At 60.9% G+C, this 8,217-nt stretch carries 7 protein-coding genes; all 7 read right to left on the minus strand.

What is annotated here, in order from left to right; translation table 11 throughout:
• Nucleotides 1-129: 129 nt before the first annotated feature.
• The gene (locus tag ACODR6_RS31915; RefSeq protein ID WP_489026571.1) at nt 130-1,686 is read right to left on the minus strand and encodes a DHA2 family efflux MFS transporter permease subunit; all 1,557 of its coding nucleotides are present in this window, start codon (nt 1,684-1,686) and stop codon (nt 130-132) included.
• Nucleotides 1,683-2,771, minus strand: coding sequence for an EmrA/EmrK family multidrug efflux transporter periplasmic adaptor subunit (locus ACODR6_RS31920; RefSeq protein WP_489026573.1), 1,089 nt, complete (start codon nt 2,769-2,771; stop codon nt 1,683-1,685). Before ACODR6_RS31920 ends, ACODR6_RS31915 begins: the two co-directional genes overlap by 4 nt.
• 376 nt (nt 2,772-3,147) lie before the next feature.
• The gene (locus ACODR6_RS31925; RefSeq protein ID WP_489026583.1) at nt 3,148-5,082 is read right to left on the minus strand and encodes a vWA domain-containing protein; all 1,935 of its coding nucleotides are present in this window, start codon (nt 5,080-5,082) and stop codon (nt 3,148-3,150) included.
• Between the two features lie 86 nt (nt 5,083-5,168).
• Nucleotides 5,169-5,687 (minus strand): RNA polymerase sigma factor, encoded by a 519-nt coding sequence (locus tag ACODR6_RS31930; protein ID WP_489026575.1) that lies wholly within the window; start codon nt 5,685-5,687, stop codon nt 5,169-5,171.
• Between the two features lie 109 nt (nt 5,688-5,796).
• On the minus strand, nt 5,797-6,243 hold the full coding sequence (locus ACODR6_RS31935; protein WP_489026577.1) for an Lrp/AsnC family transcriptional regulator: 447 nt from the start codon (nt 6,241-6,243) through the stop codon (nt 5,797-5,799).
• 60 nt (nt 6,244-6,303) lie between these two features.
• Nucleotides 6,304-7,062: a FadR/GntR family transcriptional regulator gene (locus ACODR6_RS31940; protein ID WP_489026579.1), complete on the minus strand. Its 759-nt coding sequence runs from the start codon at nt 7,060-7,062 to the stop codon at nt 6,304-6,306.
• A gap of 151 nt (nt 7,063-7,213) precedes the next feature.
• On the minus strand, nt 7,214-8,131 hold the full coding sequence (locus tag ACODR6_RS31945) for a LysR family transcriptional regulator (RefSeq protein WP_489026581.1): 918 nt from the start codon (nt 8,129-8,131) through the stop codon (nt 7,214-7,216).
• Nucleotides 8,132-8,217 lie beyond the last annotated feature (86 nt).

Genomic DNA, 8,217 nt, shown 5'->3' on the forward strand with positions numbered 1-8,217 from the left:
AAGCATCAACGCCGGTGTGGCATAACGAAGAGATACCATGCAATGTTCTTCCTGTTTTATAAGGCTGGATGTTTTTTATGATTTGGCCTCCGCGGCGGGACCGCGGAGGCGTTAATATCTGTTGCCGGATCAGTCTGCCGCAACGACCACATGTCCCTGCGGCGGCTTGGGACGGCGTGCGAGCCAGACTATGGCGATCGCCGCTATCGCAGCCCAGGCGCTGAAATAGAAAAGTTCAATGCTTGAAAGCAGATAGGACTGCGTCTCGATCTGATGCATTACCGAAGCGGCGGCCTGCAACGGCGACATTCCGAGCGCTTGAAGCCGTTCGAGTGCGGACCTGTAGACCGGTGCCGTCTCGGTGGCAGTCTCAACGAGACGGCTCTGGTGGAATGCTTCGCGCCGGTCCCAATAGGTCGTCATGATCGATGCGGCAAAGCTGCCGGCAATGATACGAACGAAGTTCGACAGCCCGGTTGCGGACGGCACTCTTTCAGGCGGGATACCATCAAGCGTGATCGTCAGTAGCGGGACGAAAAGCGTTGCAAAGGAAATCCCCTGCAGGAAAAGAGGCAAGGCGAAGGTCAAGAAGCTCGCATCCGGCGGATAGTTCGAGCGCATCCAGTAGCTGAGCGCGAACGAAGCGAATGCGACGGTACCAAGCAGCCGCGGATCAAGCTTGATACGGCCGACCAGCGGCGCAAGGAATACGGCGACTACGCCCGCCGGCGCCGACACCAGTCCCGCCCAGGTCGCGGTATAGGCCATCTCGGTCTGCAGCCAGAGAGGCAGGATGACGTTGTTGGCGAACATCAGGGCATAGCCGAGTGCCAGCGCCACGACCCCGATCGTGAAGTTGCGGCCGCGAAACAGGCTGAGATCGACGGCAGGCCGCGCCTCGGTCATCTCCCATATCACCCAGGCCACGAAGCCGACGACTGCGCAGATGGTCAGGACAACGATCAGCGGATTGTTGAACCAATCACGGTCCTTGCCGAGATCGAGCATCGTCTGGAGGCTGAATACCCAGAAGGTGAGCAGGACGAGCCCACCAACATCGATTGGCATCTTGCGCCTCGGCGTCTCGCGATCGGCGAGATTGCGCCAGCTGATCGTCGCGGCAATGATGCCGAAGGGGATGTTGATGAAGAAGATCCAGCCCCAGTAGTAGTTGTCGGAGATATAGCCACCGAGCACCGGACCGAAGACCGGAGCCGACATCGTCGTCATCGACCAGATTGTCAGAGCCGTCGCACGTCTGTGTGGCGGAAAGACTGCGATCAGCAGCGCCTGACTGCCGGGGATCAGCGGTCCGGAGACCCCGCCCTGGAGGATGCGGAAAACGACCAGCGACGGCAGGTCCCACGCGAGGCCGCACAGGACCGAGGCAATGGTGAAGGCGACGACGGATGCGCAGAACACACGAACCACACCAAACCGCATCATCAGCCAGCCGGTCAGGGGGACGAGAACGCCGTTCGCGACAGCAAAGGCGGTGATGACCCATGTTCCATTCGAGGTGCTGACGCCGAGATTTCCGCAGATCGTCGGTAGCGAGACGTTGGCGATGGTGGAGTCCAGCACCTGCATGAACGTCCCGATCGCCAGTGCCAGGGCCGTAAATGCAAGTCTTACACCCTTCAGCGGCGGAGGGGCGGCATCGGCCGGGCTTGAAGGCGCGCTCACGACTGGCCGCCCATATTCTGTGCAATGATCTGTTCGATCTTTCCATCGACAGAACTGCCGCCATCTTGGCTCTGCAGCTGCCCGCCGGCCGGCGCGGCCTTGCCGCTGACGAAAGGCCCCGACTGATCGTCCGTGGCGATCGTCGCCGTCACCGAAAGTCCGATGCGCAATGGATGATCCTTGAGCTCGGCTGGATCAAGCGCGATTCTTACCGGGACGCGCTGAACGATCTTGATCCAGTTGCCCGACGCATTCTGTGGCGGCAACAACGCAAAGGCATTGCCCGATCCGGCGGCCAGCCCGAGCACGTGGCCATGGTAGTTGATCGCATTGCCGTAGACATCTGCCGTTACGGTGACCGGCTGGCCGACCCGTATATCCTTGAGCTGGGTCTCGCGGAAATTGGCGTCCACCCAGAGGCTGTCCAGCGGGACGATCGACATCAGTGGCGTGCCGGCCGCGACTTTCTGGCCGAGCTGAACGGAGCGCTGAGCGATGACGCCGGAGACCGGTGCTTCGATCCGGGTATGGGCAAGATCGATGGCAGCATTTCGGACCCCGGCTATCGCGGCAAGGACGGTCGGGTTGTCATGAACGTCGGTGCCTTGAACGAGGCTCAGGGCCTGTTCGCGCTTCGACTTTGCCAGGTCTACCGCCGCGCGGGCGCTGGTTACGGCGTCTTCAGCGTGGCTTGCCTCCTCGGCCGAAACGGCGCCGCCGCTTGCAAGCGTCCGGCGCCGCTCCAGATCGTCGGTGGCGCGTTTCAGCTCGGCGGTCGCCTGGGCGATTTCGGCGGAAGCTTCCTCGACCGCGCTGGTATTGGCGCGGAAAGAGCGAACCGCCTGGCCAAGTGCCGCTTCGGCGGCAGAGAGGCCCACTGTTTGCGTCGCGGGATCAAGATCGATCAACAGGTCGCCGCGGCCAACCTGCTGGGTGTTGTCGGCATGAACCGCCAGCACGGTTCCGCCGTCCCGCGCCGTAATCGACACGATATCACCGCCGACATAGGCATCGTCGGTCTCCTCGGCGGGTGGCGCCAGCATCACATGCGCACCATAGGCCGCACCGCCTGCAACAATCGCCAAGGCAAGAACGGAGTATGCGAAAACACGCGCCTTCCTATTCGTCTTAGGGGCGGCCGATGAAGCCTGCTGCGGGGCGGGTTGAGCGGAAATGGGCTGGACCCGAGCAGTCTGTTCGTCCTGCCGCTCAAGTGTGTTTTCTTTCGTGCTCATGCTGAGTGTCCTTGAAACTAAGGCCCATCGCCAGATTGGCGCCGCTGCCCGACCGACCTACCGCCTCCGGTAAATCTCCAAAATATTTAGCTTCATATGTAGATAATACAGCAGAAGTGATTTGCAATCAAAAACTCTGCAGCCCCGCCCCGTAGCAGTGGCCACCAACAGAAAAGCCCCGGCAAACCGGGGCTTTCGCTACATGTCCAACGTACGGCGGCGCCGATCAGCGTGGCGATATTCCATCGGCAAGCCGCACAAGGCGCATGAACTCAGCCCTGTAGCCGAAGGAATCGGCGCCGCGGGCGGACTCCGCCAGCGAGGCGATCGCGCCGTAGGAATAATCCAGCAATGCCGGGTCACCTCGCAGCTTCTGCCCGAATGCAGCGACCGCCGTCGAAAAGCGGACATCGGCCGGTGCATCACTGACGGATTTCAAGGCGTTGGCGTCCGTGACCGGCGCGCTGATCAGTGCACTCTTGTCCTCGTCAGGCTTCTTGTAGCGGATCTTCAGAAAAGCGAGTTCCGTGTCCGAAGTTTCGCCGGCCTGTGTCGCTGATGCAGCATTTTTCCGGTCACCATAGCGCAGGCTGTCCGTCAGCACGGCAGGACTTCCTTTCGGGGTTATCTCGTAGATCGCCGTGACGCTATGGCCGGAACCGATATCACCGGCATCGACACGATCGTTGTTGAAATCCTCCCGCTTCAAGGCGCGGGTCTCGTAGCCGATCAGGCGGTATTCGGCGATGCGTGCAGGATTGAACTCCACCTGGAACTTCACATCCTTGGCGATCGGGAACAGCGATGCGCTGGCCTCCTGTACCAGCGTCTTCTCGGCCTCGGCGAGCGTGTCGATGTAGGCAGCAACGCCATTACCGTTCTGTGCCAGCGCCTGCATCAGGCTATCGTTGAGATTGCCGCGGCCGAAACCAAGGACCGAAAGGAAAATCCCGCTCCGGCGCTCGTCTTCGATCAGTTTTTTCAGTTCGTCATCGCCAATCAGACCGACGTTGAAGTCGCCATCGGTTGCCAGCATCACGCGGTTCACGCCACCTTTGACGAAGGCGGCCTTTGCCAGGCCGTAGGCCGCCTCAATACCACTGGCGCCAGCTGTCGATCCTCCCGGGCGCAGACCGTCGATTGCCGTCAGGATCTTCTGCCGGTCTGCAGCACGGGTCGGCTCCAGCACTGTACCCGCCGTCCCGGCATAGGTGACGATCGAAACCTTGTCCTCCGGCCTCAGCCTGTCGACCAGCAGCCTGAATGCGCTCTTCAGCAGCGGCAGCTTGTCGGGCTCGTCCATCGAGCCCGAGACATCGATCAGAAAGACAAGATTGGCCGGCGGTGCCTCCGCGGACGCGATATCATATACCTTGACGGCCACATGCATCAGCTCCGTCCCTGAGTTCCAAGGTGTCGGCATCACGGTTACGGTTGCCTTGAACGGCTGATCGGCATTGTCTGGACCCGGCCAATCATAAGGGAAATAATTGATCATTTCCTCGGTGCGGACCGCCTCTGCCGGCGGCAATTCGCCGGCCATCAACGCCCTGCGAACGAAGGAGTAGGACGCCGTGTCGACATCGGCGGAGAAGGTGGAGACCGGTTCCGTCGCGACGGACCTGACGCCGCTCAGTTCACTCTCTGCAAATCGCTCACGCATTTCAGGGGCGACCTCGTCTCCGAGACGTTGAGCATCGCGTTCGGTCATCGTCGGCGCTGCGGGGGAGGGCGACGTAGCCCGCTTCGCGCCGTGGAAAGACCCCTTGTTCAATAGTCCAGCAATATCATCCGCGGTGATGTCACCAACCCGGCCCTGCGGAGAGGCCGGCGCCACCGGCTGCGCCGAAGGGGCGCTTTCCCCCTTTGCCTTTGGCGCCGCCGGAGGAGACGGCTGAAGCGCAGGCTTTGCGGCAGATTCCACGCCAGCATCGGTCTTGGTGACGGCGGCGCTTCCGCCCGGCAAGCCGCCGCGGCCGAGTTCGATGGCGACGAACCCGGCAGCCGGAACCAATAGCAGCGTGGCGATCGCCGAGCTTGCAAGAAATTTCCTGTTCATGGCAGTGCTCCAAACACGGTTGAGGATGGAGCTTGGACGCGGTGACCCCGCCTTTCCTTGGGCGGCCTGGCCGGTTTTTTCCGCCGCATCGAAAGACTGCATTGCAGCAGTAACCGCACGCTCACGCGCGGCATTAGAGGAAACGGGCGCGTTGCGGCGGGAGAGTGCTTCGAATTGCTTGTCCATGATCAAACCTCCTGCCTGCCGAGAGCGGACTTCAAGCGCTTGCGGGCTTCGTGGACATGCCACGATATCGTCGATTCCGAGCAGCCCATGACGTCGGCGGCCTCGGAATGGCTGAGACCCTCGCCGTAGACCAGCAGCACGGCGTCGCACTGCTTGTCGGGAAGCCCGCGAACCGCGACCCAAAGATCGGCCGAGAGATCGTCGTCCGTTGCTTCGGCGATGACAGGTTCTGCTGCAAAGGCGGCGACACGGTTCGCCTCAAGCGAGCGCTTGCGCCGGTGATCGCGCGCCACGTTCAGCGTCAGCGTATAGAGCCACGTTCGAAAACGGCTCGCGCCGCGAAAGCCGCGGATCGCTGCACCGAGCTTGATGCAAACATCCTGCGCGATGTCCTCAGCGTCGGCGCCGTTGCCGCACCAGCGCCAGGCGACGGCATGGATAAAATCGTAGTTCGCCGCGATCAGCCGTGCGAAGGCGTCCCGGTCCCCGGCCATGGCCTGCTCGATCAGTTGGGCGTCCAATTTCCTACCCGCTTCTAACTGCTTCGTGGCTGAGACGTTGCTCGCGTTGCAATCCTTGGGTCAGGAGCGAGATTTTTTCAAAGCCTTTGTCGGCGCCCCATGTCAACGGTCAGCCCTGCAGGACGTTCTTGATCGAAAAGGTCGAGTTGATGCGCTGAACGCCTGGCAGCGCCGACAGCAGCTCCTTCTGCACGCGTTCGAAGGCGCTGGCACTCTCGACATCGATACGCAGCAGATAGTCCGAAGTCCCGGTCATCAGGAAACATTCGCGGACTGCGGGGCAGCGGCGCACGGCCTCTTCGAAACGGTTCAGATATTGTTCCGTCTGACGCTCGAGCGTGACCTGTGCAATGACCGTGATCGGCTCACCGAGCGCGTCACCGGCAATGAGGGTGGTGTATCCCCTGATGACACCGGCTTTTTCCATTTGCCCGACGCGGCGCATGCAGGCCGTAGGCGAGAGCGCCACCAAGTCGGACAGTTCAGCGTAGGTAATGCGGCCATTCTTCCGAAGCTCCCGTAGGATCCTCTTGTCGACGTCATCGGTGATATGCATGGCAGGCTCGAATATGATGTGCCGCAGCCCGCTGGGCTCCGCAGATCCTCGGCAGGAGTATCAGGCTTTCCTGCTGGTCTGCGCAGCGAGGTAGGCGTGGTTGTTTGTACGCGTGTGTTCGATATGAACTTGCATCGTCTCGTAGGCTGCCTTGGCATCGCGGCGGGTAATCGCATCGATGATCGCGTCGTGGTGGTCGTTCACGTCGGCGTCGAGCTTCACGAAGATCTTGCCGATCGGCAGATACATGGCCGTCCTAGCCTCCTCGATCGCGCGAACCAGATAGGGATTTCCCGATGCAGCAGCGATCGTCATGTGAAATTCAGAGTCGCATGCGATGAACTGCAGGGCGTTGCTGGTCACCGCCCGCGCTTCCTCGGTGGCACAAAGGGAGGCCATTGTATTGAACAGCGCGGTCAGCCGCTCCAGCTGCTCATCGGTACGCCGCACCGCTGTGAGCGCACAGGCGGCACACTCATTGGCGACACGGAAGTCGAACACGTTGTCGAGTGTCTGGCGGAGCTCGTCAGAATATTCCCTGATTTCGTTTGCAGCGATGAGGTCGCTATTGCGGACCATGATGCCGCCTGTTGCGCCGCGCTTGACCTCGACGAGGCCCTGTCCTTCGAGTACCCTGATGGCCTCACGAACGCTGGTGCGCGATACGCCGAACAGGACGGCGAGCTCGCGCTCGGCTGGAAGCTTGTCGCCTGGCAGGAAGCGGCCCAGAAAAATCACGCGCCGGATCTGATCGAGCACGAGTTCGTAAGTCGGCGTAACCCGGACCGCACCGAGCTGCAAATTCTCGTAACGGTTCAAATGACATCTCCCTTTTCCGAAATAGCGCGTCCTCCACCCATGAACCATCTGACGGCAGCAGGAAAGCAACGAGCGCCTCTGCCAACCTTTATAACAGTCATTTTTTAAAAGGTCTATTTATTGGCCCATTAAATCTGCACGCTTGCCAGGATCACTGCTGCGAGGCTTTGGGCCTGCGGTATGATGAGCGAAGCGCATCGATGAATGCGGCAAGCGCCGAAGGCATCTGCCGGCGGCTTGGATAATAGATCGAATAGCCGGGAAACGGCTTGCAGTAATCTTCCAGGACCCTCACCAGCCTACCGCTGCTGACATGCTCCTCAGTGACATCGTCAAAAGTATAGACGAGGCCGGAGCCGGCGAGGGCAGCCTGCATCAACATAAAGGCGTCATTGACCATGAGCGACCCGCTCACCTTCACCTCGACCTCGCGGCCATCGTCCTGGAATTCCCATGCATAGGGCGCAGCGGCTGAGGGCAGGTAGTAGTTCACGCAATCATGGTCGGCCAGATCCCTGAGGGTCTTCGGTGGCGGATGCCTTTCGAAATAGGATGGCGCTGCAACGACAGCCGCGCGGATATCAGGACCGACCCGGACGCTGATCATGTCCCGCTCAACGCTCTCAAGAAGGCGAATACCGGCATCGAACCGTGTGGCGACGATATCCTCGAATTGATCGCTGGTGATCAGCTCGATGCGAACATCCGGAAATTGCGCATGGAACGACGGCAGCAAAGGCGCAACCAGAAACATCGCAGCATGTTGCGGAGCCGTGATCCTCACCGTCCCTGACGGTCTGCCGCTGCGATCGCCGAGTTCCTGAAGACTGCGATTGATGTCCTGAAAGGCGGGGCGCAGCGTCGCAAGCAGCCGCTCGCCCGCCTCCGTCGTTGCGACGCTCCGGGTCGTTCGAGCCAGAAGCCGCACGCGCAGCCGCTCTTCGAGCAGCTTCATCATATGGCTCAAGCCAGAGGGCGAAATACCCAGGCGCGCGCCGGCGCGCGTGAAACTCCGCTCCTCGGCAACCACGACGAAGGCCGCGAGATCATCGAAATCGTGGCGCTTCATCTCCAGTTCGCCTCATCTATCGCTATTATTCAGCCTCAGTGCAGGATCTGGCTGAGGAAGAGCTTGGTGCGCTCGTGCTGGGGATT

The sequence above is a fragment of the Rhizobium sp. FG96 genome (genome assembly GCF_057808655.1).

Bases quoted from the DNA above. Each gene is read 5' to 3' on its own strand.
- ACODR6_RS31945 (WP_489026581.1), bottom strand. From the start codon at position 8,131: ATGAAGCGCCACGATTTCGATGATCTCGCGGCCTTCGTCGTGGTTGCC.
- ACODR6_RS31925 (WP_489026583.1), bottom strand. From the start codon at position 5,082: ATGCAGTCTTTCGATGCGGCGGAAAAAACCGGCCAGGCCGCCCAAGGA.
- ACODR6_RS31935 (WP_489026577.1), bottom strand. From the start codon at position 6,243: ATGCATATCACCGATGACGTCGACAAGAGGATCCTACGGGAGCTTCGG.